25 protein-coding genes are annotated in these 26,191 nt (G+C 72.2%); 20 read left to right on the top strand and 5 right to left on the bottom strand.

The genetic code is table 11. From position 1 onward, the window contains the following. The first annotated feature begins 96 nt into the window (after positions 1 to 96). The 8 genes from HJG45_RS07835 (at position 97) to HJG45_RS07805 (ending at position 7,238) form a co-directional block, all read left to right on the top strand. A complete protein-coding gene (locus HJG45_RS07835; RefSeq protein ID WP_171611536.1) occupies positions 97 to 312 on the top strand; it encodes a hypothetical protein in 216 nt (71 codons plus the stop codon). Positions 313 to 356: 44 nt separating this feature from the next. After that, the gene (locus HJG45_RS07830) at positions 357 to 1,445 is read left to right on the top strand and encodes an ABC transporter substrate-binding protein (protein WP_254452348.1); all 1,089 of its coding nucleotides are present in this window, start codon (positions 357 to 359) and stop codon (positions 1,443 to 1,445) included. Beyond that, complete coding sequence (locus tag HJG45_RS28615; RefSeq protein WP_254452347.1) at positions 1,442 to 2,440, top strand: ABC transporter permease; 999 nt, start codon at positions 1,442 to 1,444, stop codon at positions 2,438 to 2,440. Before HJG45_RS07830 ends, HJG45_RS28615 begins: the two co-directional genes overlap by 4 nt. Then, the gene (locus HJG45_RS07825; protein ID WP_368040539.1) at positions 2,437 to 3,195 is read left to right on the top strand and encodes an ABC transporter ATP-binding protein; all 759 of its coding nucleotides are present in this window, start codon (positions 2,437 to 2,439) and stop codon (positions 3,193 to 3,195) included. Before HJG45_RS28615 ends, HJG45_RS07825 begins: the two co-directional genes overlap by 4 nt. Before the next feature lie 91 nt (positions 3,196 to 3,286). Further along, the gene (locus HJG45_RS07820) at positions 3,287 to 4,291 is read left to right on the top strand and encodes a sulfate ABC transporter substrate-binding protein (RefSeq protein ID WP_217362863.1); all 1,005 of its coding nucleotides are present in this window, start codon (positions 3,287 to 3,289) and stop codon (positions 4,289 to 4,291) included. Continuing rightward, entirely contained in the window at positions 4,288 to 5,139 is an 852-nt protein-coding gene (cysT, locus tag HJG45_RS07815) for a sulfate ABC transporter permease subunit CysT (RefSeq protein WP_171611533.1), read from the top strand. Before HJG45_RS07820 ends, cysT begins: the two co-directional genes overlap by 4 nt. Next, positions 5,136 to 6,029 (top strand): sulfate ABC transporter permease subunit CysW, encoded by an 894-nt coding sequence (gene cysW / locus HJG45_RS07810; RefSeq protein WP_171611532.1) that lies wholly within the window; start codon positions 5,136 to 5,138, stop codon positions 6,027 to 6,029. Before cysT ends, cysW begins: the two co-directional genes overlap by 4 nt. Positions 6,030 to 6,092: 63 nt before the next feature. Beyond that, positions 6,093 to 7,238: a sulfate/molybdate ABC transporter ATP-binding protein gene (locus tag HJG45_RS07805; RefSeq protein WP_171611531.1), complete on the top strand. Its 1,146-nt coding sequence runs from the start codon at positions 6,093 to 6,095 to the stop codon at positions 7,236 to 7,238. A gap of 16 nt (positions 7,239 to 7,254) precedes the next feature. Here HJG45_RS07805 and HJG45_RS28360 read toward each other — a convergent pair whose 3' ends face one another. Continuing rightward, positions 7,255 to 7,386 (bottom strand): adenylyl-sulfate kinase, encoded by a 132-nt coding sequence (locus tag HJG45_RS28360; RefSeq protein WP_217362862.1) that lies wholly within the window; start codon positions 7,384 to 7,386, stop codon positions 7,255 to 7,257. Between the two features lie 127 nt (positions 7,387 to 7,513). On the opposite strand from HJG45_RS28360, the gene HJG45_RS07800 reads away from it, so the two are divergent. Beyond that, positions 7,514 to 8,704, top strand: coding sequence for an ABC transporter substrate-binding protein (locus HJG45_RS07800; protein ID WP_217362861.1), 1,191 nt, complete (start codon positions 7,514 to 7,516; stop codon positions 8,702 to 8,704). Positions 8,705 to 8,721: 17 nt separating this feature from the next. Here HJG45_RS07800 and HJG45_RS07795 read toward each other — a convergent pair whose 3' ends face one another. Beyond that, the gene (locus tag HJG45_RS07795) at positions 8,722 to 9,717 is read right to left on the bottom strand and encodes a tripartite tricarboxylate transporter substrate binding protein (protein WP_171611530.1); all 996 of its coding nucleotides are present in this window, start codon (positions 9,715 to 9,717) and stop codon (positions 8,722 to 8,724) included. 309 nt (positions 9,718 to 10,026) lie between these two features. On the opposite strand from HJG45_RS07795, the gene HJG45_RS07790 reads away from it, so the two are divergent. From HJG45_RS07790 to HJG45_RS07775, 4 genes are read left to right on the top strand one after another with little or no spacing between them, the layout of a single operon-like run. Next, on the top strand, positions 10,027 to 11,154 hold the full coding sequence (locus HJG45_RS07790; RefSeq protein ID WP_171611529.1) for a galactose oxidase: 1,128 nt from the start codon (positions 10,027 to 10,029) through the stop codon (positions 11,152 to 11,154). A 51-nt stretch (positions 11,155 to 11,205) separates the two neighbouring features. Then, a complete protein-coding gene (locus HJG45_RS07785; protein WP_171611528.1) occupies positions 11,206 to 12,810 on the top strand; it encodes an ABC transporter substrate-binding protein in 1,605 nt (534 codons plus the stop codon). Beyond that, positions 12,807 to 13,868 (top strand): AbrB family transcriptional regulator, encoded by a 1,062-nt coding sequence (locus HJG45_RS07780; RefSeq protein ID WP_171611527.1) that lies wholly within the window; start codon positions 12,807 to 12,809, stop codon positions 13,866 to 13,868. The genes HJG45_RS07785 and HJG45_RS07780 overlap by 4 nt, the downstream gene beginning before the upstream one ends. A 59-nt stretch (positions 13,869 to 13,927) precedes the next feature. Beyond that, the gene (locus HJG45_RS07775) at positions 13,928 to 15,223 is read left to right on the top strand and encodes an amidase (protein ID WP_171611526.1); all 1,296 of its coding nucleotides are present in this window, start codon (positions 13,928 to 13,930) and stop codon (positions 15,221 to 15,223) included. 72 nt (positions 15,224 to 15,295) lie between these two features. Here the strand turns inward: HJG45_RS07775 and acnA are convergent, their stop codons facing one another. Next, positions 15,296 to 17,992, bottom strand: a complete 2,697-nt coding sequence (gene acnA / locus HJG45_RS07770; protein WP_171611525.1) for an aconitate hydratase AcnA — start codon at positions 17,990 to 17,992, stop codon at positions 15,296 to 15,298. Positions 17,993 to 18,109: 117 nt separating this feature from the next. Between acnA and ccmA the strand changes: the two genes are divergently transcribed. The 6 genes from ccmA (at position 18,110) to HJG45_RS07745 (ending at position 23,196) form a co-directional block, all read left to right on the top strand. Further along, positions 18,110 to 18,712 carry a heme ABC exporter ATP-binding protein CcmA gene (gene ccmA / locus HJG45_RS07765; protein WP_171611524.1) on the top strand — a complete coding sequence of 201 codons (603 nt, stop codon included), beginning with the start codon at positions 18,110 to 18,112 and terminating at the stop codon, positions 18,710 to 18,712. After that, positions 18,709 to 19,383, top strand: coding sequence for a heme exporter protein CcmB (gene ccmB / locus HJG45_RS07760; RefSeq protein ID WP_171611523.1), 675 nt, complete (start codon positions 18,709 to 18,711; stop codon positions 19,381 to 19,383). The genes ccmA and ccmB overlap by 4 nt, the downstream gene beginning before the upstream one ends. A gap of 264 nt (positions 19,384 to 19,647) precedes the next feature. Then, on the top strand, positions 19,648 to 19,974 hold the full coding sequence (locus tag HJG45_RS28610; protein ID WP_254452346.1) for a DUF2849 domain-containing protein: 327 nt from the start codon (positions 19,648 to 19,650) through the stop codon (positions 19,972 to 19,974). Between the two features lie 18 nt (positions 19,975 to 19,992). Continuing rightward, entirely contained in the window at positions 19,993 to 21,705 is a 1,713-nt protein-coding gene (locus HJG45_RS07755; RefSeq protein WP_254452345.1) for a nitrite/sulfite reductase, read from the top strand. Beyond that, the gene (locus HJG45_RS07750) at positions 21,692 to 22,210 is read left to right on the top strand and encodes a DUF934 domain-containing protein (RefSeq protein WP_171611522.1); all 519 of its coding nucleotides are present in this window, start codon (positions 21,692 to 21,694) and stop codon (positions 22,208 to 22,210) included. The genes HJG45_RS07755 and HJG45_RS07750 overlap by 14 nt, the downstream gene beginning before the upstream one ends. Positions 22,211 to 22,212: 2 nt before the next feature. Next, on the top strand, positions 22,213 to 23,196 hold the full coding sequence (locus tag HJG45_RS07745) for a tripartite tricarboxylate transporter substrate binding protein (protein ID WP_171611521.1): 984 nt from the start codon (positions 22,213 to 22,215) through the stop codon (positions 23,194 to 23,196). A 52-nt stretch (positions 23,197 to 23,248) separates the two neighbouring features. Here HJG45_RS07745 and HJG45_RS07740 read toward each other — a convergent pair whose 3' ends face one another. Both HJG45_RS07740 and HJG45_RS07735 read right to left on the bottom strand, forming a co-directional pair. After that, positions 23,249 to 23,866, bottom strand: coding sequence for a response regulator transcription factor (locus HJG45_RS07740; protein ID WP_171611520.1), 618 nt, complete (start codon positions 23,864 to 23,866; stop codon positions 23,249 to 23,251). Then, the gene (locus tag HJG45_RS07735; protein ID WP_171611519.1) at positions 23,863 to 25,215 is read right to left on the bottom strand and encodes a histidine kinase; all 1,353 of its coding nucleotides are present in this window, start codon (positions 25,213 to 25,215) and stop codon (positions 23,863 to 23,865) included. Before HJG45_RS07735 ends, HJG45_RS07740 begins: the two co-directional genes overlap by 4 nt. A 328-nt stretch (positions 25,216 to 25,543) precedes the next feature. Here HJG45_RS07735 and HJG45_RS07730 point away from each other — a divergent pair, with 328 nt between their 5' ends. Then, entirely contained in the window at positions 25,544 to 26,188 is a 645-nt protein-coding gene (locus tag HJG45_RS07730; RefSeq protein WP_171611518.1) for a DapH/DapD/GlmU-related protein, read from the top strand. The last annotated feature ends 3 nt before the right edge of the window (positions 26,189 to 26,191 follow it).

The following is a 26,191-nucleotide window of genomic DNA, read 5'->3' as shown; positions in this document are numbered from 1 at the left end:
GCTGTCGACGCTGAGCGTCCCGGGCGCAGGACGCCCTTCGCCATTCTCCACAGCCATCCCGACGAGCACGCCCCCTGCGCGCCCGGAGAGACACGCATGCACACATCCCGACCCATCGAGGTGGAGGGACGCTTCCTCGGCGTCGCCGTCACCCATGTCAGCGAGAGCCAAGCCCAGCATTGGCGCTTCGTCGCCACCGATCCCGTCGTCGAGGATCTCGACGGCGCCGCCTTCCCCAGCCCGGCCGAGGCGCGACGCGTCGCCGGCCTCGTCCTCGCCCGCAGCCGCCGCCCGGTCGGCACGGCGGGATGACCCCGGAAGCCGCGCGACGCGGCCTCCCGATGGAGATGACCGAGATGAGCCCCCTATCCTCCCGCCGCGCCCTGCTGCGCGCGGCGGGCACCGCGGCCCTCGCCCTTCCCGCCGGCGCCATGGCGCCGCAGGCCACCACGCCGGAGCTGGATGCCCTCCTGCGCGATCCCCGCGCCATCTGCCGCACCGCCGGCACGGCGGGCGGCGCCTTCGCCGCGCCGGGGCCGCGGCGCCGGCTCAAGCTCAGCTTCAACGCCAATGCCATCTGCACGGTCGGCGCCAGCGTCGCCGTCCAGCGCGGCTTCTTCGAGCGCAACAACCTCGATGTGGAGCTGGTGAACTTCGGCGGCTCCACCGACCAGCTGCTGGAGGCCATCGCCACCGGCAAGTCGGATGCCGGCATCGGCATGGCGCTGCGCTGGCTGAAGCCGCTGGAGCAGGGCTTCGACGTCCGCATCACCACCGCCATCCATGGCGGCTGCATGCGGCTCTTCGCCCCCAAGGGCAGCGGCATCGAAAGCGTGGCCGACCTGCGCGGCAAGGTGCTGGGCGTGACGGATATGGGCGCGCCGGACAAGAACTTCTTCGGCATCCTCGCCGCCCGGCGCGGCGTCGATCCGGTGAAGGACATCGCCTACCGCGTCTTCCCGGGCGACCTGCTGGGCGAGGCGCTGAAGCGCGGCGAGGTGCAGGCCATCACCCTCGGCGATCCGATGGCCTGGATCCTGCGCGAGCGCGACGACCTGCACGAGGTCGCCAACAACCTGAGCGGCGACTATGCCGACCGGACCTGCTGCATCCTCGGCATCCGCGGCAGCCTGCTGCGGCAGGACCAGGCCGCCGCCCGCGCCGTCACCGGCGCGCTGCTGGAGGCGCAGGACTGGGTGCATGCGCATCCGGACGAGGCGGCGGAGATCTTCCTGCCCAATGCCCGCAACACCAGCGCCGCGCAGCTCGCCGCCATGCTGCGCAGCCATACCCATGGCGACCATCCGCACGGCGCGGTGCTGCGCGACCAGCTCGCCGCCTATATCGAGGAGCTGAAGCTGGTGCAGGTGATCCGGCCGAACACCAACCCGCAGCGGCTGGCCGGCCGCATCGCGGCCGATGTGCTGGGCGAGGTGCCGGCATGAGCGCGACGACGCTCGGCGCCGGGCTGCTCGCCCCGTCGCGCCCGGCCACGTTCTGGCCCACCGGCTGGGTGGCCGGCCTGGCCTGGATCGCCGCCGCCGCGGCGATCGCGTTGCTGCCGGATGCGGACGATCTCGGCCGCACCCAGGCGCTGGCGGCACTGGCCGCGGGGGTGGGCGGGCTGGTCCTGCTCGCCGCCTTCGGCAGTTCCGTCCCGGCCCTGGCGCTGCGCCTGGCGCGGCTGCGCGAGGCCGGGCCCTGGCTGATCGTGCTCGCGGCCGCGCTCACCGCCTGGGAGCTGGCGACGGCGAAATACGCGGTGCTGCCACGGCCCTTCTTCGCCGCGCCACAATCCCTCCTCGAGGTCTTCACCGACGACTATGCGCGGCTGGGCGAGAGCGTCTGGCACAGCCTGTTGCTCGTCCTGCCCGGCTATGCGCTCGGCGCCGCCATCGGCTTCCTCTTCGGCATCGCCATGGGGTGGTCGCGCCTGGTCGGCTACTGGGCGCATCCGGTGGTGCGGCTGATCGGCCCGCTGCCGGCGACCGCCTGGCTGCCGGTCGCCTTCTTCGCCTTCTCCAGCAGCCGCGGCGCCTCCACCTTCCTGATCGCGCTGGCCAGCTTCTTCCCGGTGACGGTGCTGACCTGGTCCGGCGTCTCCGCCGTCTCCAAGGCCTATTACGACGTGGCGCGCACCATGGGCGCCTCGCCCTGGTTCCTGGTGCGCAAGGTGGCGGTGCCGGCGGCGATGCCGAGCGTCTTCGTCGGGTTGTTCATGGGCCTCGGCGCCTCCTTCAGCGTGCTCGTCGTGGCCGAGATGATGGGGGTGAAGGCCGGGCTCGGCTGGTACATGCAATGGGCCCAGGGCTGGGCCGCCTATGCCAACATGTATGCCGCGCTGCTGGTGCTGGCGCTGATGTGCTCGGGCGCCGTCACGTTGCTCTTCCGGCTGCGCGACCGCCTGCTCTCCTGGCAGAAGGGGCTGGTGCGGTGGTGAGCGGCGCGCGGCTCGAGGTGCGCGGCGTCAGCCACGCCTTCGCCCTGGAGAAACGGGCGCTGCCCGTCCTGCAGGCGATCGACTTCATCGCCGAGCCGGGGGATTTCGTCGCCCTGCTCGGCCCTTCGGGCTGCGGCAAGTCCACCCTGCTGCGGCTGGTGGCGGGGCTGGAGCCGCCGAGCGAGGGGCAGCTCCTGGTCGATGGCGTGCCCATCACCGGCACCGATCCCTCCCGCACCATCATGTTCCAGGACCCGACCCTGTTTCCCTGGCGCACGGTGCGCGGCAACGCCCAGCTCGGCCCGGAGGCGCGCGGCAGCCTGGCGGCGAATGCGGCGCGGATCGAGGCGGCGCTGTCCCTGGTCGGGCTTGACGCCTTCGCCGAGGCCTATCCGCACCAGCTCTCGGGCGGCATGGCGCAGCGCGCCTCCCTCGCCCGGGCGCTGGTGAACGAGCCGCGGATCCTGATGCTCGACGAGCCGCTCGGCAAGCTCGACAGCCTGACGCGGCTGGCGATGCAGCGGGAGCTGGTCTCGCTCTGGCAGCGCGAGCGCTTCACCGCGCTGCTGGTCACGCATGACGTGGAGGAGGCGCTGCTGCTCGCCGACCGGGTGCTGGTCCTCAGCGACCGGCCGGCCCGCATCCGCGCTGATATCCGCGTGGAGACGCCGCGGCCGCGGCGCCGCGACGATGCCGGGCTGGTGGCGCTGCGGGAGGAGATCCTGGCGCTGCTCGGCCTTGCCCAGGCTGCCTGACGCCATGGCCTGCGGCACCCCGGTGCCGTGGGCCTGCTACCCTGCGAGGCGCAGCAGCGTTCCCCATCACACCTCTTCGGAGATGGTCACGATGCGATCACCGATCCGTTCAGGACGCCGCGCCCTTCTCGCCGCGCCAGCGCTGCTCGCCCTGCCCGCCCGCGCCCAACGGCCCCGGGAGTTGCTGAATGTCAGCTACGACCCGACGCGGGAGTTCTACCGCGACTACAACGCGGCCTTCGCCCGGGACTGGCAGGCGCAGCACCAGCAGCCGGTCCGCGTCAACACCTCCCATGGCGGTTCCGGCCGCCAGGCCCGCGCGGTCATCGACGGCCTCGCCGCGGATGTGGTGACCCTCGCCCTCGCCTATGACGTCGATGCCATCGCGGAACGCGGGCTGATCGCCAGGGACTGGATCGCCCGGCTGCCGCAGAACAGCGCCCCCTATACCAGCACCATCGTCTTCCTGACGCGCAAGGGAAACCCGAAAGGGTTGCGGGACTGGCCCGATCTGGTGCGGCCGGGCATCGCCATCATCACCCCCAATCCCAAGACCAGCGGCGGCGCGCGCTGGAATTACCTGGCCGCCTGGGCTGCGGCGCAGCGGCACGGCCAGGATCCGGAGGCCTTCCTGGCCCAGCTGTTCCGCCAGGTGCCGGTGCTCGACACGGGGGCCCGCGGCGCCACCACCACCTTCGTGCAGCGCAACCAGGGCGACGTGCTGCTGGCCTGGGAGAACGAGGCGCATCTCGCCCTGCAGGAATTCGGCGCCGAGCGGTTCGAGATCGTCTATCCTCCGCTCTCCATCCTCGCGGAGCCTTCCGTCGCCATGGTGGATGCCAATGTGGAGCGCCGCGGCACGCGCGACCTGGCGGAGGCCTATCTGCGCGGCCTCTATGCCCCCGCCGGCCAGGAGGCGGCGGCGACGCATTTCTACCGCCCGCGCGATCCGGCGCTGCTGGCGAAGAATGCCCGGCGCTTCCCGACCCTGGATCTGGTGACGGTGGACGGCGCCTTCGGCGGCTGGGCCGCCGCGCAGCGCACCCATTTCAGCGAAGGCGGCGTGTTCGACCGCATCTACCGTCCGGGGCGATGAGCGCCGGCCCCGCCCTTTCCCCCCGGGCCCGGCGGCAGACGGCCATCCCGGGCTTCGGCCTCGCCTTCGGCATCACGCTGTTCTGGCTTTCCGCCATCGTCCTGGTGCCGCTGCTCGCCCTGCTGCTGCGGCCCTTCGAGCTGGGCCTGGACGGGCTCTGGGCCTCGCTGGCGGAGCCGCGCGTCGCCGCCTCGCTGAGGCTGTCCTTCGGCGCGGCGCTGCTGGCGGCGGCCCTCGCCGCGCCGCTCGGCCTGCTGCTGGCCTGGGCGGTGGTGCGGCTGCGCTTTCCCGGCCGCGCCGTGCTGGATGCCGCCATCGACCTGCCCTTCGCCCTGCCCACCGCCGTTGCCGGCCTGGCGCTGACGGCGCTGCTGGCGCCGAATGGCTGGCTCGGCGCGCCGCTGGCCGCCTGGTTCGGCTGGCAGGTGGCCTTCACCCCGGCCGGCATCGTCGTCGCCCTGCTCTTCGTCGCCCTGCCCTTCACCGCCCGAACGGTGGAGCCGGTGCTGCGCGACCTCGGGCGGGAGGCGGAGGAAGCCGCGGCGACCCTCGGCGCAAGCCGCCTGCAGACCCTGCGCCGCGTCGTCCTGCCCGCCCTGGCGCCCGCCCTGCTCACCGGCTTCGGCCTCGGCTTCGCCCGGGCGGTCGGGGAGTATGGCAGCGTCATCTTCATCGCCGGCAACATGCCGATGGTGAGCGAGATCGCGCCGCTTCTCATCACCATCCGGCTGGAGCAATTCGACTATGCCGGCGCCGCCGCCATCGGTCTGGCGATGCTGCTGCTGGCCTTCGGCGTGCTGCTGCTGCTGAACCTGGCGCAGCGCGCCCTGCGGCGGGGGCTGGCATGAACGCCACCGAGGACCCGCGCTGGTTCCGCGCCCTGCTCGCCCTTCTGGCGATCCTCACCGGCCTGCTGCTGCTGGCCCTGCCGCTCGCCGCCGTCTTCGCCGAGGCGCTGCGCCGCGGCTGGGACGTGGCCCGGGCGGCGATCCTCGAGCCCGATACCCTCGCCGCCATCCGCATGACGCTGATCGTCGCCGCCATCTCGGTGCCGCTGAACACGGTGGGCGGGCTCGCCGCCGCCTGGTGCATCGCCAAGCACGACTTTCCCGGCAAGCGCCTGCTGCTGGTGCTGGTCGAGCTGCCGCTCTCCGTCTCTCCGGTCATCGCCGGCCTGGTCTTCGTGCTGGTCTTCGGCCTGCAGGGCTGGCTCGGGCCCTGGCTGCAGGCGCGCGGCATCCAGGTGATCTTCGCCCTGCCCGGCCTCGTCCTGGCGACGCTCTTCGTCACCTTCCCCTTCGTCGCCCGCACCGTGCTGCCGCTGATGCAGGACCAGGGGCGGGCCGAGGAGGAAGCCGCGGCGACGCTCGGCGCCAGCGGCTGGCAGATCTTCCAGCGGGTGACGCTGCCGAACATCCGCTGGGCCTTGCTGGCAGGCGTGCTGCTCTGCAATGCCCGCGCCATGGGCGAGTTCGGCGCGGTCTCGGTCGTCTCGGGCCATATCCGGGGACAGACGAACACGATGCCCCTGCATGTCGAGATCCTCTACAACGAGTACCAGTTCGCCGGCGCCGCCGCGGTGGCGGCGCTGCTGGCGCTGCTCGGCCTCGTCACCCTCGTTGCGAAATCGGTGCTGGAACGCCTCTCCGGCCGACGGGTCTCCGGGGCCGAGGGCGCGCCGATGCGGATGCTGACGGTCGTTTCCGGTGGCCTGCTGCTCCCGTTTGTGCAGGTGTAGCCCCAGGGACGCATGGGCAGCCCCCATGGGTGAAAGGAGCGGCATGCCGGCGGGAGAGGCGGGATGAGCGTGATCGTCGAGGGCCTGGTGCGCCGCTTCGGCGCCACGGCCGCGCTGGATGGGGTGAGCCTCTCGATCCGGGAGGGGGAGTTCGCCGCGCTGCTCGGCCCCTCCGGCTCCGGCAAGACGACGCTGCTGCGCGTCCTGGCGGGGCTGGAGCCGCAGGAGGCTGGGCGCGTCGCCATCGCCGGCCGGGAGATGGCGGGGGTGCCGGCGCGGGAGCGCGGCATCGGCGTGGTGTTCCAGAACTACGCGCTGTTCCGCCACATGAGCGTTTTCGACAACATCGCCTTTGGCCTCAGCGTGCAGCCGCGCGGACGGCGCCCGGACCGGGCGGAGACGGCGGCGCGGGTGCGGGAGCTGCTGCGCCTGACGCAGATTCCGGAGCTGGAGCGGCGCTGGCCGGACCAGCTTTCCGGTGGCCAGCGGCAGCGCGTGGCGCTGGCGCGGGCGCTTGCCATCCAACCGAAGCTCCTGCTGCTGGACGAGCCCTTCGGGGCGCTGGATGCGCTGGTGCGGCGGGAGGTGCGGCGCTGGCTCCGCGGCCTGCACGAGAGGCTCGGCATCACGACCATCCTCGTCACCCATGACCAGGAGGAGGCCATGGAGCTGGCGGACCGCGTGGCGGTGATGGATCGCGGGCGCATCGCGCAATTCGATGCGCCGGCGGCGATCCTCGATTCGCCGGCCACGCCCTTCGTCGCCGGCTTCGTCGGCGAGGCGGCGCGGCTGGAGGGGGCGGTCGGCGGCGGCGTGCTGCGGTTCGGCCAGGCGGCCCTGCCGCCGCTGGCGGTGTCGCTGCCGGACGGCCCGGCGCTGGCCTTCATCCGTCCCTGGGACCTGCTGGCCGAGCCAGCCGCCGAAGCCGCCGATCAGGGCCGGGTGCGGCAGGTGCGGCCCGGCAGTCAGGCCCAGCCCCGGGTGATCGTGGACCTGCCCGGCGGCGTCGCGCTGGATGCGATGGCCCGGCCGGGCGTGCCGCTGGAACGCGGCCAGCCCTGCCGGCTGCGGCTCCTCTCGGCCCAGGTCTTCGGCGCGGATGGCCGCCGGGAAAATGCCTTCCCGAGCGACGCGCAGGCCGAGCGTGACGAGACGGGACTGCCGAGAGGCGCTGCCGGCCCGGGCCGCCTGCCGCTTCGCTCGGGATGATGCTGACCGGCATGTCTCACGCCAGCATGAGATGCTGCAGCACCGGATCTGGCGCGTCCGGCGGCTCATAGGCGCTGCCGATTCCCGTGAAGTTCAGGATCGCCCCGGCCATTCGGCTCGCCTGCCCCTCCGTTCTCGCCTGGACCATGATCCGCTCACACAGGGTCGCGGGTCATGGTCCAGGCCGTTGTTTGATCGCGTGATTCACGCTGTTCGGTGTTTCCACCTCAAGCGATCACGCTCTAGCCTCCCGGAAAGCCCGATGGGAGGGAAACATGTCCGACATCTCGCGCCGGCGGCTGATGCAGGCCTCCGCCACCGCCACGCTCGCCACCGGCCTGGCACGGCCTGCCCTGGCGGCGTCCGGACCGATCAAGATCGGCTGGCTGCCGGCCCTGACCGGCCCCTCCTCCTCGACCGGCATCGCCATCGGCCGCGGCGTCAGCTTCGGCGTCGCCGAGCTCAACGCCGCCGGCGGCATCCAGGGCCGCAAGATCGAGCTCATCACCCGCGACACGCAGAGCGACCCGACCAAGGCGGTGAACGCCGCGGCCGAGCTGACGCGCAGCGAGAAGGTCCATGTGATCTACGGCCCCGGCAATTCGGGCGAGGCGCTCGCCTGCACGGCCGTCATCGCCCGGGCACGGACGCCGCAGCTCAATCCCTGCTTCGTCGACGAGGTGATCGACGCCGAGAAATACCCGCTCGCCTTCCGCACGGCGCCGTCCAACCAGCAGGTCGGCGCGGCCGCCAACCGCTATGTCATGGACATCCTGAAGATCCGGGAGATCGCCGTCATCGGCGACACGACCGGCTACGGAACCTCCTCGGTCAAGGCCTTCGCGGCGATGCTGACCGCGGCCGGCGCCTCGGTCGTCTACGAAGGGTCGATCGACGCGAACCAGCCCGACCTCCTGCCGGACATGATGCGCATGCGGAATGCCGGCGCGAAGGCGATCATGCCCTGGAGCGTCAATCCCAGCCTGCTGGCGCGCATCCTGAACACCCGCGGCGCCATGGGTTGGGACGTGCCCGTGGCCGGCCAGCCGACGCTCGGCTCCGGCCAGACCAAGGCGCTGCTCGAGCGGCCGGAGAACTGGCAGAAGGTCTACCAGACCAATTTCCGCACCTGCTGCTACGGCGAGGACGGCAAGCTGCCGGAGCGGACGGCCGATCTCGTCGCGCGGCTGCGGAAGGCGCAGGTCGAAACCTCGGACACGCTGCTCTGGTGGATCGCGGCCGGCTACGACATCGCCACGCTCGTCGCCGCGGCGGTGCAGCATGCCGGCGAGAAGCCGGACCAGATGGCCGCCTACTGGAACGCCTCCGGCCCCTTCGACGGCATCTTCGGCCGCTACGGCTTCTCGGCCAGCCAGCACAACGGCTATCCGGACGACAGCGTCGTGATGTCGCAGGCCAACTCCTTCCAGAACGGGACCTTCCGGCTGGCGCCCGGCTACGCCTGATCCCAGGGCACTGCCCGCTACTCCGGCTTGATGCCGGCGCTGCGGGCGATCTCCTGCCAGGTCGCCAATTCGGCGCGGATGCGAGCCGTCAGCGCCTGCGGCCCCGTGAAGTCCGGGATGGCTCCTTGCGTGGCGAGCTTCCGGCGCACCTCCTCCGTGCCGGTGAAGGCCTCCAGGTCGCGCGCCATGCGCTCGACGAGGGCGGACGGCGTGCCGGCCGGGGCCGCGACGCCGAACCACAGGCCGGAATCCGGCACCGGATGGCCGAGCTCCGCCATGGTCGGCACCTCGGGCAGTTCCGGGGCGCGCTTCGGCCCGAGCACCGCGAGCGGCCGGATCTGCCCCGCCTGGTAGGGGCCCATCGCGCCGGCGATCCCATGGCCGAGAAGCGGTACGCGCCCCCCGAGCACGTCCTGCATCAAGGGCGCGGTGCCGCGATAGGGCACATGGGTGAGCGAGATGCCGAGCGCCCGGCACAGCGTCTCCCCGCCGAAATGCCCGGTCCCGCCGATGCCCGTGGTGCCATAGGCCAGGCTGCCCGGCGCGGCCCGCGCGGCCGCGGCCACCGCCGCCAGGTCGCGCCAGGGCTGACTTGCGGCGCACCAGAAGAGGTTGGGCGCGGTGCAGAAGGTGCCGACGGGCGCGAAGCTCTCGGGCAGGGCATAGGGCAGGTTCGGGTGCAGCACCGCGTTCAGCACGACGGCATTCGAGGCGAAGAAGAGCGTCAGCCCATCCGGCGCCGCCCGCGCCACGACCTCCGCCGCGACGGAGGAGGAGGCGCCGGCGCGGTTCTCCACCACCACTGTCTGCCCCCAGGCCGATTGCAGGCCGGCCGCGGCGAGGCGGCCGATGAAATCGGTCGGTCCGCCGGGCGGATAGCCGATGAGCAGCCGCACCGGGCGATCCGGCCAAGCGGCCTCGGCCTGGCCAGCGGTGGCGGCGAGAAGGCCCGGCAAGGCCAGGAGCGCGCGGCGCGTCGCCCTGGCCGCCTCCCGGCGGACAATCCCGTTCATGCTGCATCCCCTCCCACCTGCCGGCGGGGCGGCCTGCGGCCCGACCCCGCGCGTGACGCCCTCGGCCCGAGGGACGATGGCCCTGGCCGCCATGGCCCTGGCCGCCCCTGCGGCCCGGTCCCCATTCTAGCAGCCGGCCCGTACATCACCTTATATCAATGGATCGGTCGCCTGACCGGCCGGAGGCCCCGAACGGGGTCCGCATGCGGTCACGCAGGAGGGCCGTTGGTATGACCTGCCAGTTGACCCGATCGCGGCATCGCGTCGCGTCGCATCATGCCGGGCCGGGCCGCGGAGGAGGAAGACGGGATGGACCGACGCAGCGTCTTGGCACTGGGCATGGGCGCGGCGGCGCTCGGCGCCCGCACGGCCCGCGCGCAGCATGCGGCGCATGGCGGGCTGCAGCCGGCCGCGCCCTCGCCCGAACCCTATGCCCGCCTGCAGGGCGGCGGCACGATGAGCCACCTGATGCCGGACCAGGAGGCGCAGCGCGTCATCGACAGCCCGGCGCCGCCCGGACCACCGGGGCGATGGAGCCCGCGCGCCGCCCTGCCGCTGCCGCGCTCGGAGATGGCCTGGGCGACCGCCTGGGAGGGCCGCATGCACATCGTCGGCGGCTATGGCGAAGGCCGCGTGGATCGCGCCTATCACCATGTCTACGATCCCGCGGCGGATCGGTGGCTGGTCGCGGCGCCGCTGCCGCGCGGCGCCAACCATGTCGCGGTCTGCGCCGATGCCGGGCGGGTCTACGCGCTCGGCGGCTTCATCGAGCAGAACCGCAACCCCGACCACAATGCCTATGCCTATGAGGTGGCCAGCGACCGCTGGGTACCGATCGCGCCACTGCCGCGCCCGCGCGGCGCGGCGGCGGCGGTGGCGCTGGGCGGAAGGATCCACCTGATCGGCGGCGCCTCGGAGCCGACCCTGGAGCGCGCCAGCGTCGGATGGCACGAGGTCTACGACCCCCAGGCCGACCGCTGGGCGAGGCTGAAGGCGCTGCCCGGCGCGCGCGACCATGTCGGCTGCGTGGCCCATGACGGCGGCATCCACGTCATCGGCGGCCGCTTCAACACCTTCGAGTACAACACGGACCTGCACCATGTTTACGTCGCGGCCCGCGACACCTGGGAGCTGCGCGCGCCGCTGCCCACGGCGCGCTCCGGCCATGGGCTGGTGATCTATCGCGGCCGCTTCTTCGCCATGGGCGGCGAGGCCGGGGTCGTCGCGGACGGGCGCATCACCCAGGCCAGGGTGTTCGGCCAGATGGAGAGCTACGATCCGGCCGCCGATACCTGGCAGTCCCACGCGCCCATGCTGACGCCGCGCCACGCCGTGGGCGCCACGACGCTGGGCGACGCGATCTACGTGGCCGGCGGCGGCGCTGTGACGGGCGGGGCAGTGCAGTCGGCGGTGCACGAGGCCTTCACGCTGGCCTGAGAGCGGCACGCCGCTTGCAATGCACCATGCCGCAAGGTCAGGAGAGGCGGCATGGGTCTGCACCGACGCGATGTGCTGCGGCTGGGCACGGCGGCCGCGCTGCTGCCCGGCCTGCCCGCCGATGCGGCGGAAAACGTGCTGCGGGTCGCCACGACGCTGGCCGACATCCCGCTCACCACCGGCCAGCCCAGCCAGGGCGGCGAGGGGCAGCGCTTCATCGGCTATCAGCTCTATGACTGCCTCATCAACTGGGACCTGTCGAAGCATGACGCGGCGGCGCGGCACCGTCCCGGCCTGGCGCTGCGCTGGGAGGTGGACCGCGAGACGCGGCGCGGCTGGACCTTCCATCTGCGCCCCGGCGTCGCCTTCCACGACGGATCGCCCTTCGGTGCGGCCGATGTCGTCTGGAACCTCGACAAGCTGCTGCGGCGCGAGGCGCCGCATTACGACCAGACGCAGATGGTGCAGGCCGCCACCTATATCGCCAACATCGCCGAGTACCGCGCGCTCGACCCCATGACGGTACAGATCGTCACCAAGACGCCGGACGCGGTCTTTCCCTACCAGGTCAGCAACATCTTCATCTCCTCGCCGCGCCGTTGGGTGGAGATGGGCGGCGACTGGACCAGGGTGGCGATGCGTCCCTCCGGAACCGGACCCTGGATGCTGGACCGGCTGGTGCCGCGGCAGCGGGCGGAGCTGGTGCGCAACCCGGCATACTGGGATCCGGACCGCATCCCGAAGGCCGACCGGCAGGTGCTGCTGACCGTGCCGGATGCCAATACCCGCGTCTCCGCCCTGCTCTCCGGCCAGGTGGACTGGATCGAGGCGCCGCCGCCGGATGCCCTGCCGCGGCTGCGCCAGGCCGGCATGCAGATCGTGACCAACCTCTATCCGCATGTCTGGCCCTATCAGCTCTCCACCCTACCGGATGCGCCGACGCGCGACCTGCGGGTGCGGCGCGCGCTGAACCTCGCCATCGACCGGGAGGGGCTGGTCACCCTGCTCGGCGGCACCGCGGTGCCGGCGCAGGGCATGGTCAATCCCGGCCATCCCTGGTTCGGCACCCCGTCCTTCAGGCTGCGGCTGGACCAGGGCGAGGCGCGGCGCCTGCTCGCCGCGGCCGGCTACGGCGCGCGCAACCCGTTGAAGCTGAAGGTCGGCATCTCGACCAGCGGCTCCGGCCAGATGCAGCCGCAGCCGATGAACGACCTCATCCAGCAGACCCTCGCCGAGGTCGGCGTGCAGCTCGATTTCGAGGTGATGGAATGGGAAGCCCTGCGCGCCCGCCGGCGCGGCGGCGCCTTCGCGCCGGAGAACAGGGGCCTTGCCGGCATCAACAATTCCTGGGGCTACTGGGATCCCGATATCGGCCTGATCGGCACGAGCTGGTCCCGCATGCGCCCGCCCCAGGGCTTCAACTGGGGCGCCTTCGAGGATGCCGAGGCCGATGCCCTCGCCGCCGAGGCGAAGCTGGCCTTCGACCGGGAGGAGCAGGACCGGCTGCTGGCGAAGCTGCATGCGCGGATCGTCGACCAGGCGATGTGGCTCTGGGTGGTGCATGACCTGAACCCGCGCGCGCTCGGGCCGCGGGTGCGCGGCTTCACCCAGGCGCAGAGCTGGTTCCAGGACATGACGCCGGTGCATCTGGGGTGAGGCGCGCGCAGAGCCTGCTGCTCGGCATCGGCATCGGCGCGCTCGGCGGCGCGGGATTCGCCCTGCTGCACCTGCCGCTGCCCTGGCTGATCGGCGCGCTGGTCGCGGTCGCCGCGGCGCGGCTCGCCGGCCTGCCGGCCGAGGCTTCCGGCCGGGCCCGCAACCTCCTCTTCGGCGTGGTCGGCATCGCCCTCGGCCTCTACTTCACCCCGGCGACGGCGCGGCTGATGCTGGAGAACCTGCCGCTGCTGGTGCTGGCGGCGCTCGCCACGCTGGCGATCGGCGGCGCCCTGTCCCTGCCCCTGGCCCGCATGGCGCGGGTCGACATGGCGACGGCTTGGTTCGCCGCCATCCCCGGCGGCGCGGCGGATATGGCGATGCTGGCCGCGGCCTATGGCGGCAAGCCGGCCCCCGTCGCGGTGGCCCAGCTGCTGCGGGTCTGCCTGGTGGTGATCCTGACGCCGAACCTGATGGCGCTGCTCGGCCTGCATGGCGACCATCCGGCCATCGCCGCCGCCCTGCCCTTCTCCGTGCCGGGCTTCCTGCTGCTCTACGCCGCCGGGCTGGCAGCCGCGCTGCTCAGCGTCCGGCTCGGGCTGCGGGCGGGCTGGCTGCTGGGGCCGCTCGCCGTCTCGGCGGCCGTCACCGCCTCCGGCCATACCCTGTCCGGCGTGCCCTGGTGGCTCTCGGCCATCGCGCAGGTGGTGCTCGGCACGCAGCTCGGCGCCGCCTTCGATCGCTCCACGCTGAAGCGTCTGCGCTCCTTCGCGCCGGCCTCGCTGCTGCAGGTCGTGCTGCTGATGCTCGGCTGCGGCCTGGTAGGCCTCGCTTTGGCGCTGGTCACGGGCCGACCCGCCGGCGCCGTGCTGCTCGGCACCGCGCCGGGCGGCGTGGCGGAGATGAGCCTGACGGCGAAGTCGCTCGGCCTCGATGTCGCGTTGGTCGTCACCCTGCACGTGACCCGCATCTTCCTCGTCGCGCTGCTGACGCCGCCGGTCTTCCGCCTGCTGCATCGGCGCCAGGCATCGAGGCCGCCCCTGCCCGCGCCCGGCGAGTAGCCATGGCCGAGGCCGGACCCGCCGCCGTCTTCCGCGTCAGACCCCGAGAAGGAACCGCCATGGAACCCTGGCAACTCACCGCCGCCGCGGCCGCCGCGAAGCTGCAGGACGGCTCGCTGACCGCCGAGGCGCTCACCCGCTCCTGCCTCGAGCACTGCGCCGAGCGCGAGCCCTTCACCAAGGCCTTCGCCTATCTCGACCCGATGCTGGCGCTCGCCAATGCGCGGCGGGTGGACAAGGCCCATGCGAAGGGCGTGCTGCACGGCCTGCCGCTCGGCGTGAAGGACATGATCGACACGGCCGACATGCCGACCAGCCACAACTCCCCGATCTATGAGGGGCTGCGGCAGGGGCGCGATGCCGCCTGCGTCGGCGTGGCGCGCGGCGAGGGCGCGGTGGTCTTCGGCAAGACCGATACGGTGGAGTTCGCCGCCGCCGGACGCCGCGCCCTGACGCGCAACCCGCATGACGCGAGCCGCACGCCGGGCGGCTCCTCCTCCGGCTCCGCCGCGGCCGTCGCCGATGGCATGGTGCCGCTCGCTTTCGGCACCCAGACCGGCGGCAGCACCATCCGCCCGGCCTCCTTCTGCGGCGTCTACGCCATGAAGCCGACGCATGGCGTGGTGAACAGCGAGGGCGCCAAGCGTTATTCCCACACGCTCGACACCATCGGCTGGTATGGGCGGGCGCCGGCCGATCTGCGGCTGGTCGCGCAGGCCTTCCGGCTGTTCGGGCTGGAGACGCCGCTCGGCAAGGCGCCCGGCCAGCTCCGCATCGGCCTCTGCCGCGGCCCGAACTGGGCGTTGGCGGCCCCTGAATCGCAGGAGGCGCTGCTGCTGGCCGGCCGGCGGCTGGAGGCGGCCGGCATCGCCGTGGAGGAGCTCGAGCTCGCGGCGCCGTTCAAGGACGTCACCGAGGCCCAGCGCATCGTCCTGATGGGCGAGGGGCGCGGCGCCTTCCTGCAGGAATACCTGGCCGCCCACGGCCTGCTGCACCAGGACTTCCGCGACCGGGTGGAGAATGCCGACGGCATCACGGCGGCGGCGCTGGTCGTGGCCTACGACCTGGCCGCAGAGTGCCGCAAGCGGTTCGACACGCTCTTCCCACGCTTCGATGCCGTGCTGACGCCGGCCGCGGTGGGCGAGGCGCCGGTGGGGCGGCAGGATACCGGCAACCCGGTCTTCAACAGCATGTGGACCCTGCTGCACGTGCCCTGCATCGGGATCCCCTGCACGACCGGGCCCAACGGCCTGCCGGTGGGCGTGCAGATCGTCGGCCCGCGCTTCGGCGATGCCGCGCTGCTGGAGGTCGCGGCGCTGGTCGCGCCGGCCATCGATGCCGGCCGGGCGGGCTGACGGCACACCGGCCCCGGAATTGCGAAGGGGCCCTTGCGGGCCCCTTGCTTACCTGCTGGCTGGCCGGCCGGTTCAGGCCGCCTTCGCCATCCCGCGCAGCACGTAGTGCAGGATGCCGCCGTTCTTGTAGTACTCGACCTCATCGGCCGTATCGACGCGGCAGAGCACCTTGGTGGTGTGCTTGCTGCCATCGGCGCGGGTGATGACCAGGTCGAGCGTCATGCGCGGCTTCAGGTTCTCGAGGCCGACGATGTCGATCACCTCGTCGCCCTTGATGTCGAGCGACTTGCGGTCCTCGCCATTCATGAAGACCAGCGGCAGCACGCCCATGCCGACGAGGTTCGAACGGTGGATGCGCTCGAAGCTCTCGGCGATGACCGCCTTCACGCCGAGCAGGAAGGTGCCCTTCGCCGCCCAGTCGCGCGAGGAGCCGGTGCCGTATTCCTTGCCGCCGAAGACGACCAGCGGCGTGCCCTCGCGCTTGTAGCGCATGGCCACGTCGTAGATCGGCGCCACGTCGCCCGAGGGGTAGTGCTTGCTGATGCCGCCCTCGGTGCCGGGCACCATCTCGTTCTTGATGCGGATATTGGCGAAGGTGCCGCGCATCATGACTTCATGGTTGCCGCGGCGGGCGCCGTAGCTGTTGAAGTCCGCCTGCCGCACCTGGTGCTCCAGCAGGTACTCGCCGGCCGGGCTGGTCTTGCGGATGTTGCCGGCGGGGGAGATGTGGTCGGTGGTGATGGAATCCGCCAGCACCGCCAGCACGCGGGCGCCGCCGATCGGCTGGATGTCCTTCACCTCCGGCGTGATGCCCTCGAAATAGGGCGGGTTCTGCACGTAGGTGGAACCGGAATTCCAGCGATAGGTGTCGCTGTCCGCATCCACCCGGATCGCCTGCCACTGGCCCGGGCCCTTGAAGACATCGGCGTAGCGCTCGAGGAACATCGCCCGCGTCACCACCGCATGGACGGTGTCGGAGACCTCCTTCTGCGTCGGCCAGATGTCCTTCAGGTAGACGTCCTGGCCCTTCGCGCCCTTGCCGATCGGCTCCTTGGCCAGGTCCTTGGTGACCGAGCCGGCCAGCGCATAGGCGACGACCAGCGGCGGCGAGGCCAGGTAATTGGCCCGCACATTGGCGTGGACGCGGCCCTCGAAATTGCGGTTGCCCGAGAGCACCGCGGCGGCGACCAGCTTGTTGTTCTCGATCGCGTCCACGATCGGGTCCGGCAGCGGGCCGCTATTGCCGATGCAGGTGGTGCAGCCATAGCCGGCGATGTTGAAGCCGAGCGCGTCGAGATGCGGCTGCAGGCCGGACTGGGCGAGGTAGTCGGTGACCACCTGGCTGCCGGGGGCGAGCGAGGTCTTCACCCAGGGCTTCACGGTCAACCCGAGCTCGTTCGCCTTCTTCGCCACCAGCCCGGCGGCGACCAGCACATAGGGGTTCGAGGTGTTGGTGCAGCTCGTGATGGCGGCGATGACCACGTCGCCATGGCCGAGGTCGTAATTCGCGCCCTCGACCTTCACCCGCTTGCCGGCCTCGTCGCCCGGCACGCCCATGACGCCGGCGGCGAGGTCCTTGCCGAAGGAGGAGGCGACGTTCGACAGCGCCACCCGGTCCTGCGGCCGCTTCGGCCCGGCGAGCGAGGGCTCCACCGTGCCGAGATCAAGCTCGAGCGTGTCGGTGAAGACCGGCTCGGGCGACGCGCTGTCGCGCCACAGGCCCTGGGCCTTGCAGTAGGCCTCGACCAGCTTGATCCGGTGCTCGTCGCGGCCGGAGAGGTTCAGGTACTGGATGGTGGCGGCATCGACCGGGAAGAAGCCGCAGGTCGCGCCGTATTCGGGCGCCATGTTGCCGATGGTCGCGCGGTCGGCGAGCGGCAGGTCGTCGAGGCCGGGGCCGAAGAATTCGACGAACTTCCCGACCACGCCCTTCTTGCGCAGCATCTGGGTGACGGTCAGCACCAGGTCGGTGGCGGTGACGCCCTCGCGCAGCTTGCCGTGCAGCTTGAAGCCGATGACATCGGGGATGAGCATGGCGATCGGCTGGCCGAGCATGGCCGCCTCCGCCTCGATGCCGCCGACGCCCCAGCCCAGCACGCCAAGGCCATTCACCATGGTGGTGTGGCTGTCCGTGCCGTAGCAGCTGTCGGGATAGGCGTAGGTGTCGCCCGCATCGGTCGAGGTCCAGACCACCTGCGCCAGGTATTCCAGGTTCACCTGGTGGCAGATGCCGGTGCCGGGCGGCACGACGCGGAAGTTGTTGAAGGCCGACTGGCCCCAGCGCAGGAATTCGTAGCGCTCGCCGTTCCGCTCGAACTCGATGTCGACATTCTTCTGCAGCGCGTCGGGCGTGCCGAAATAGTCGATCATCACCGAGTGGTCGATCACCAGGTCGACCGGCACCAGCGGGTTCACCCGCCGCGGGTCGCCGCCGAGCTTGATGATGCCGTCGCGCATGGCGGCGAGATCGACCACGCCCGGCACGCCGGTGAAGTCCTGCATCAGGATGCGCGCCGGGCGGAAGGGAACCTCCTTCTCCGACTTGCCGGCCGGCAGCCAGCCGGCGATCGACTTGGCGTCCTCCACCGTGTAGCTGCGGCCGTCCTCGTAGCGCAGCACGTTCTCGAGCAGTACCTTCAGGCTGAAGGGCAGGCGGCTGATGTCGCCGATGCTCTTGGCCGCTTCGGGCAGGCTGAAGTAGTGGTAGGTCTTGCCGTCCACCGTGAGGGTGCGGCGGGTCTTCAGGCTATCCTGCCCGATCATCCGCATGATCCGGAACCTTCTCCGCTGGCTGCGCGCCGTTGCGGCGCAGCACGTGCGCGCGTTTAAGCATGCTGGCGCGGCCCGGTCCATCGGGCGCCGGATGTCCGAGGGGGATGGTCAGGAATGCTGGAGGCGCGGGACCTGGCCTGTCTCAGGGGCGAGAGGGCGGTCTTCGCCGGCCTGTCCTTTCGGTTGGCGCCGGGCGATGCCCTGCTGCTGGTCGGCGCCAACGGCGCGGGCAAGTCGACGCTGCTGCGGCTGCTGGCCGGGCTGCTGCGCCCGGCCGCCGGGACGGTGCTGTGGGAGGGCGCGGATGCCCTCGCCGACCGCGCGGCGCATGCGGCGCGGCTGCGCTACCTCTCGCATCAGGACGCGTTGAAGCCGGCGCTCACGGCGCGCGAGAACCTCGCCTTCTTCGCCCGGCTCTGGGGCGGCGAGGCGGCGGCGGCGCTCGCGGCGCTCGACCTTCTGCCGCTGGCCGATCTGCCGGCGCGGGTGCTCTCGGCCGGGCAGAAGCGGCGGCTCGCCCTGGCGCGCCTCGCCCTCGCCCCGCTCCGCCAGCCGGCGCCGCTCTGGCTGCTGGACGAGCCGACGGTCGGGCTGGACGCCGCCTCGGTCGGACGGCTCGGCGATCTGCTGGCGCGGCATCGCACGGGGGGCGGGATGGTGCTGGCGGCGACGCATTTGCCGCTGCCGCTGCCGGATGCGCGGGAGCTGCGGCTGTGAGTGGGGCCAGCCTCTCCCCTTGGCTCGCCCTGCTCAGCCGCGAGCTGCGGCTCGCGCTGCGGCACCCGGCGGATACGCTGGCGGCGGTGATGTTCTTCATCCTGGTCGCAGCGCTGTTCCCCTTCGGCGTCGGCCCGGCGCCGGAGACGCTGGCGCGCCTCGCCCCCGGGGCGCTGCTGGCGGCGGCGCTGCTGGCGGCGCTGCTGCCGCTGGACCGGCTGTTCGGCGCCGATGCCGAGGACGGGACGCTGGACCAGCTCCTGCTCTCCGGCCTCGCCCCGGCCGCGGTCGCGCTCGCCAAGGCGGCGGCGCACTGGCTGACCACCGGCCTGCCGCTGCTGCTGGCGACGCCGGTCGCCGCCGCCATGCTGAACCTGCCGGTCGAGGCCTGGCCGGCGGCGATGGGCGCGCTCGGCCTCGCCGCCGGCGTGCTTTCCCTGCTCGGCACCGCCGGGGCGGCGCTGACCCTCGGCGCCCGGCGCGGCGGCGTGCTGCTGCCGCTGCTGGTGCTGCCGCTCGCCATCCCCTGCGTCATCTTCGGCGCGGCCGGGATCGAGGCGGCGGCGGCCGGCCTCGCGGCGCGGCCCTATCTGCTGCTGCTGGCGGCGCTGCTGGCCGCCGCCCTGTCGCTGGCGCCGCTCGCCGCCGGGGCGGCGCTGCGGACCGAGTGAGGGCGCATCATACGCGCCGCTATTCACGACAAAGATTAGTATTTCATGCTTTCGGGCCGCCGCTGGCCGGGAGGCCAGCCCGAAAACGCCGCGGCGAAAATTCCCCTGAAGGAACAGCAAAAGGGCGCTCGGCCAGCAGCCATGCGCCGGGCGCGCAGCGGTCCGGTCGTAGGTCCCATTGAATATACCAGATTTCACAGTTAAATAGCGCCACACACCAGGGACGGTCGTGCAGCCGTTCCGGCCTGTGAGGAAATCCCATCGATGAGCAGCCCGGCCAAGGCGAAGCCTGCCACCGCGCCCGTGGTCTTCACCGCCAACCGGCTCCTGGATGGCCGCGTCGTCTGGCTGGTCGCGGCCGGGCAGTGGGTGGAGCGGGTCGCGGACGCCACCGTCTTCCCGCCGGAGGAGGCCGCTGCCGGCCTTGCCCTGGCCCAGGAGGATGAGCGGGCGCAGCGCGTGGTCGGCGTCTATGGCGCCGAGGTGGCGCTCGAGGCCGGCCGCCCGGTGCCGGTGAAATTCCGCGAGAGGCTCCGTGCCCAGGGGCCGAGCGTCCCGGCGGAGCCGCCCACCTACCGCCTCGCCTCCTGAGCGACGGAATCCGATCGAATGAATGCCTTCGTCGCCCCCATCGCCCTGCCGAACCCGGCCCATCCGGCGCAGGCCCGCACCTACCGCTACGACGCGGTGGACCGGGAATTCCTGCAGGAGCGCATCGCCGAGTTCAGCGACCAGATCGCCCGCCGCCTGCGGGGCGAGCTGACCGAGGACGAGTTCAAGCCGCTGCGGCTGATGAACGGCCTCTACCTGCAGCTCCACGCCTATATGTACCGGATCGCCATCCCCTACGGCATCCTGAACGCGACGCAGCTCCGGCAGCTGGCGATGATCGCCCGCCGCTGGGACCGCGGCTACGGCCACTTCACCACCCGCCAGAACATCCAGTTCAACTGGACCCGGCTGGAGGACGTGCCGGACATCATGCGCGCCCTCGCGGATGTCGACATGCATGCCATCCAGACGAGCGGCAACTGCATCCGCAACACCACGACCGACGAATATGCTGGCGCCGATCCGGAGGAGGCGGCGGATCCGCGGATCTATGCCGAGATCATCCGCCAGTGGTCGACGCTGCACCCCGAATTCACCTGGCTGCCGCGCAAGTTCAAGATCGCCATCACCGGCGCGCCGCAGGACCGCGTGGCGATGCAGGTGCATGATGTCGGGCTGGTGGTGAAGCGGGACGCGGCGGGCGCGATCGGCTTCGAGATCTGGGCCGGCGGCGGCCTCGGCCGTACCCCGGTGCTGGCGACGAAGCTGCGCGACTGGGTGCCGGAAGCGGAGCTGCTCGCCTATCTGGAGGCCGTGCTGCGCGTCTACAACGCGCTCGGCAACCGCGACAACATCTACAAGGCCCGCATCAAGATCCTGGTGCGCGACATGGGCGACGCCTTCCGCGAGCGGGTCGAGCGCGAATTCGCCCGCCTGCCGCAGCGCGCCTACCGGCTCGACCCGGAGGTGGTCGCCGAGATCGCCGCGCATTTCGCCCCGCCGCCCTTCGCGCGGCTCGCCGACAACCCGCCGGCCTATGCCGCAGCGTTGGCCGGCAATGCCGAATTCGCCGCCTGGGCGAAGCAGAGCGTGCGCGCCCACCGGCAGCCCGGCTATGCCTCGGTGACCATCTCGCTCAAGCCGATCGGCGGCATCCCGGGCGATGCCTCGGCCGAGCAGATGGAGGCGGTGGCAAGGCTGGCCGAGCGGCATTCCTTCGGCGAGATCCGCGTCAGCCACGTGCAGAACCTCGTCCTGCCGCATGTCCGGCAGGAGGACCTGCCGGCGGTCTGGCAGGGGCTGCGGGAGGCCGGGCTGGCGACACCGAATATCGGCCTGGTCAGCGACATCATCGCCTGCCCGGGGATGGATTACTGCGCGCTCGCCACTGCCCGCAGCATCCCGGTGGCGCAGATGATCAGCGAGCGCTTCGCCGATCTCGACCGGCAACACGACATCGGCGAGTGCTTCATCAACATCTCCGGCTGCATCAATGCCTGCGGCCATCACCATGTCGGCCATATCGGCATCCTCGGCGTCGATAAGCGCGGCGCCGAGAGCTACCAGATCACCCTTGGCGGCAGCGCCACCAACGATGCCGCGCTCGGCGAGCTGGTCGGGCCAGGCTTCCCCTACGACAAGGTCACGGATGCGGTGGAGACCATCCTCCGCACCTACCTTGCGGAGCGTGCCGCCGGCGAGCGCTTCGTCGACACCTATCGCCGCATCGGCCTCGGGCCGTTCAAGGAAGCGCTCTATGCCAGTGCTTGATGCGAAGGGCCATGTCGTGACGGATGCCTGGGTGCGCATCGCCGACGATGCGCCGCTGCCCGATGCGCCGGCCATCCTGAGCCTGGCACGGCTGCGCGCCGAGACGCTCGCCGGCCGCAACGCCCCGCTCGGCCTGGCGCTCGACCCGGCGACCCAGCCGGAGGAGATCGCCGAGTTGCTGCCGCGCCTCGCCCTGGTGGCGGTGCCGCTACCGAAGTCGAAGGACGGCCGCGCCTTCACCCAGGCGCGGGCGCTGCGCGAGCATTTCGGCTTCACCGGCGAGATCCGCGCGACCGGCCATGTGTTGCCCGACCAGTGGCGCATGCTGCGGCGCTGCGGCGTCAGCACGGTGGAGTTGCCCGAGGGCGCCGATGCGGCACAGTGGCAGCGCTCGCGCGACGTGATCGACATCGCCTACCAACCGTCCCCGAGCGAGATGACCGAGGATGGGGCGCCGCCGGCCGGCAGCGCCCTCGGCCTACGGCGCCGGCGCCTGGCGGCCTGACGATGCCCGGCCATGCCGCGCGGCCGACGCGCCGCGGCCTGCTCGCCCTTGTCGGCGCCGCCGCGCTCATCCGTCCCGCCCTCGCCGCCCCGGCCGCCTGGCCGGCGGAACGGTCGGTCCGCTACATCGTGCCGGTGGCGCCGGGCGGCAGCCAGGACATCGTCGCGCGCCTCTTCGCCCGCCAGCTCGCCGACTCCCTGAACCAGGCTTTCCCGGTCGAGAACCTGCCCGGCGCCGGCAGCAATATCGGCTACGAGCAGGCGGCGCGGCAGCGGCCGGACGGCTATACGCTGCTGGCCGGTTCGGACAGCCTCTCCATCAACAAGGCGCTCTTCCCGCGGCTGGGCTTCGACGTCACCGGCTTCGCCCCGGTGGCGCAGGGCGTGCGGGTGCCGCAGATCCTCGTCGTGCGCGCCGACAGCCCGGTGCAGGAATTCGGCCAGTTCGTCGATCTGGCGCGGCGCGAGCCGGTGGCGGTCGGCACGCCGGGCAATGGCAGCCTGGCGCATCTGCTCGGCGAGCAGATCCAGGCGGCAGCCGAGATCCGCTGGACGCATGCGCCCTATCGCGGCGGCGCGCTGGCGGTGAACGACCTGCTCGGCGGCAGCCTGCAGGGCGTGCTGATCAATATCGGCGCGGTGACCGACCATGTGCGCGGCGGCAGGTTGCGCGGCCTCTTCGTCTCCTCCGGCCAGCGCACCGTCGCCCTGCCGGAGGTGCCGACCCTGGCCGAGGCCGGGCTCGCCGGCGCCGAGGCGGTGGGCTGGCATGGCATCGTCGCGCCGGCGGGCACCGATCCGGCGATCCTCTCGCGCCTGAACGCCGCCCTCATCGCCGGCATGCGGCGGCCGGAGGTGGCGGAGCGCCTGGCCGCGCTTGGGCTCGAGCCGGCGGAGGGGTCGCCCGAGGAGCTCGGCCGGCTGATCCAGGCCGATGCCGGGCGCTGGGCGGAGGTGATCCGCCGTGCCCGCATCCAGCCGGACTGATGGGTGACGGGCGAGGCGAAAGGGGTTCGCTGGTCCTGGGGCTGGCGGACCTTCAGGTGAGGCCCAGCTCGATCGCCATGCGCATCAGGTCGGAGGTCCGCGTGACGCCGAGCTTCGCCTTGATCTGGGTGCAGGTATTCGCCACGGTCTTGTAGCTGACGGCGAGGACGGTGGCGATCTCGGCCAGGGATTGCCCCTCGCCGAGCAGGCGCAGGATCTCGAGGTCGCGGCCGGTGAGCTGCTCGACCGGATCATCCGTCGTCGCCGCCCGCAGCGCCAGCTCCTGCGCGATCTCCCGCTCGATGTAGCGCCCGCCCTCGTCGACACGCCGCACCGCCTCGATCACCTCCTCCGGCGCCGCCCGCTTGCTGAGATAGCCCGCCGCGCCGGCCCGCAGCGCGCGCGCGGCATGGAAGGCCTCGGCATGCATGCTGAAGACGATGATCTTCAGGCTCGGCTGCTCGAGGAGCAGGCGGCGCAGCAGCTCGAGACCGCCGAGCTCCGGCAGGCCGAGATCGAGGACGACGATGTCCGGCTGCACGGAGCGCACCATGGCGAGCGCCTCGCGGCCGGTGCCGGCCTCGCTGACCTCCATGCCGTTGAAGCCGCCGAGCAGGCGCCGCAGCCCGGCCCGGATGACCGCATGGTCGTCGACGAGCAGCAGCTTCATGCCGCGGCCGGGGGCTGCAGCGCCTCCGCCCCCTCCAACCGCGGCAGCCGCGCGGTGATCTGCAGGCCGCGGCCGGCCGGGCCGGTCACCACCTGCAGGCTGCCGCCGCGCGCCGTGAGGCGGTCGCGCAGCCCGGCAAGGCCGAAGCCGGGCACCGCGGTCGCGCTCAGCCCGACGCCGTCATCCGCGATGCTGGCGACCACCTCGCCTTCCGTCCCGGCCTGCACCGACACCTCGACCTGGCCCGGTTCGCCATGGCGGACCGCATTGGTCACCGATTCCTGCACGACGCGATAAACCACCTCCTTCGCCGCCTCCTCCATGCTGTCCTCCTCGACCTCGATGCCGAGGGTGAATGCGATGCCCGGCTGCCGCGCCTGCCAGAAGGCGATGAGGTTGCGCAGCGCCGGCGCCAGGCCGATCTCGACCGGGCTCGCCGGCCGCAGGCGCCCGAGCATCGAGCGCACATGGCCCTGCATGTGGCTGACGGAGCGGCGGATCGCCGCCGCGCTGTCCGGGATCTCGGCATGGCTGCCGGATCGCGCCGCCTGCTCGATCGCCGCCGCATCAACGGCGACGCAGAACAGGAAAGGGCCGATCTCGTCGTGCAGGTCGCGGGCCAGCTCGGCGCGCTCCTCCTCCTGCACGGCGACGAGCTGCTCGTGCAGCCGGCGATTGTGCCGCTCGGCACGCCCCAGCCGCTCCATCATGGCGTTGAAGCCCTCCGCCAGCCGGACCAGCTCCGGCGATCCGGCCGGGCGCAGCCGAGCCGCGAATCCCTCCGATCCCACCACCGCCAGCGCCGCCGACAGATCCTCGAGCGGCCGCAGGGCGCGGCTGACGACGAAGCCGACCAGCGCCGCGCTGAGGGCACAGAACAGGCCGAGTGCCGCGAACCCGTCGCGCAGCTGCCCCCAGACCTCCGCCACCTCGTTCCGCGGATCGGCTTCGAGCACCATCCGTCCCGGCCGGCCGCCGGCATCGAGAGGCACGTCCACCGCGGGCAGCGAGGGCGCGACGAGATCCACCAGCCATCCCGGCGCCGGCTGCCGCGGCTCGAGCGGCACCGAGACGGCGCGCACCCGCCCCGCCTCGTCGAGCAGCCGGGCGCGCAGATGCCGGTTGCCGTCGAAGAGATGCACCTGCCGGTCGGGCCCCGGCCCCTCCGCATCCGGCGCCTGGCGGGCCGCCTCGCCGTTCCGCAGCGTCTTCTCGCCGATGGCCAGCGCCGCCTGCATCTCGGTGCGGACGGACTTCGTCGCGGTCCAGCCCGCCAGCAGGCCGCCGACGGCGAGGCTGACCAGCAGGACGACGAGGATGGAGGTGATCAGGCGGAATCGCAGCGACATGGACCGGGCTCTCCCGCCCGCATCCTAGGCGGATCGCCGCGCCTTGGCACCGCGCTCCGTCGCCGCCCGCACCGTGCCTGTTCCGCCGCGACTCGCTGCCATGTGCGTGACAAGGCCACATCGGGAAAAATTCCCCCGCAAATCGGGAAAGCTGTCCATGGGGCCTGCCCGCCGCCCGTCGATATGATCGCCGCCGGGGGAACGAGGACATTGCCATGAAGCGGAGGCACTCAACGTCCTGCGCCAGGACCGTCCACATCGTCGCGCCCATGGGCCCGGCCCATCGGCGCAGCTGCTGGATGCCGACAGCGACGCGCCGGCGCCGCCCGTGACCGGCATCCTGCTGTACGGCATCGGCTCACCGCTGGTCGTCGATGTCGAGGAGAGCCTCCACCGGGCCGGACTGCGCCTCGCAGCCGGCATCCACAACTGGCCCGGCCCGCACCACCTGCCCGCAGACATCGCGGTGCTCGCGCCGGAGGCGCTCTCCGGCCCGCTGCTGGACCTGCCCTATCTGGTGCCGCTCTTCACGCCGCGGCACCGGCGGCTGGCGGCACGGCAGGCCGAGGCCCTCGGCCTGCGGCATCCGCTCTCGCTGATCGATCCGAGCATCGCCGCGCCGCGCCGGCTGGAGGTCGGGCCGGGATGCTACGTCAATGCCGGGACCAGCCTCGGCAGCGGCAGCATCTTCAGCGCCTTCGTCCTGGTCAATCGCGGCGCCAGCATCGGCCACCATGCGCGGCTCGGCGCCTTCGTCTCCATCGGGCCGGGCGCGGTGCTGGCTGGCGGGGTGACCATTGGCGAGGGCAGCATGGTCTGCGCCGGCGCCACCATCCTGCCCGGCATCACGGTGGGCCGGGATGCGGTGGTCGCCGCCGGCGCCGTGGTGACGCGCGACGTGCCGGATGGCAGCCTCGCCGCCGGCAATCCGGCGCGCCCGCTGCGGCACGACAACGGGCTGAAGGCGAGCTGAGGC

The organism is Roseicella sp. DB1501, assembly GCF_013112485.1.
GTDB lineage: Bacteria > Pseudomonadota > Alphaproteobacteria > Acetobacterales > Acetobacteraceae > Paracraurococcus.
This window is presented reverse-complemented; position numbering and strand designations above follow the sequence as displayed.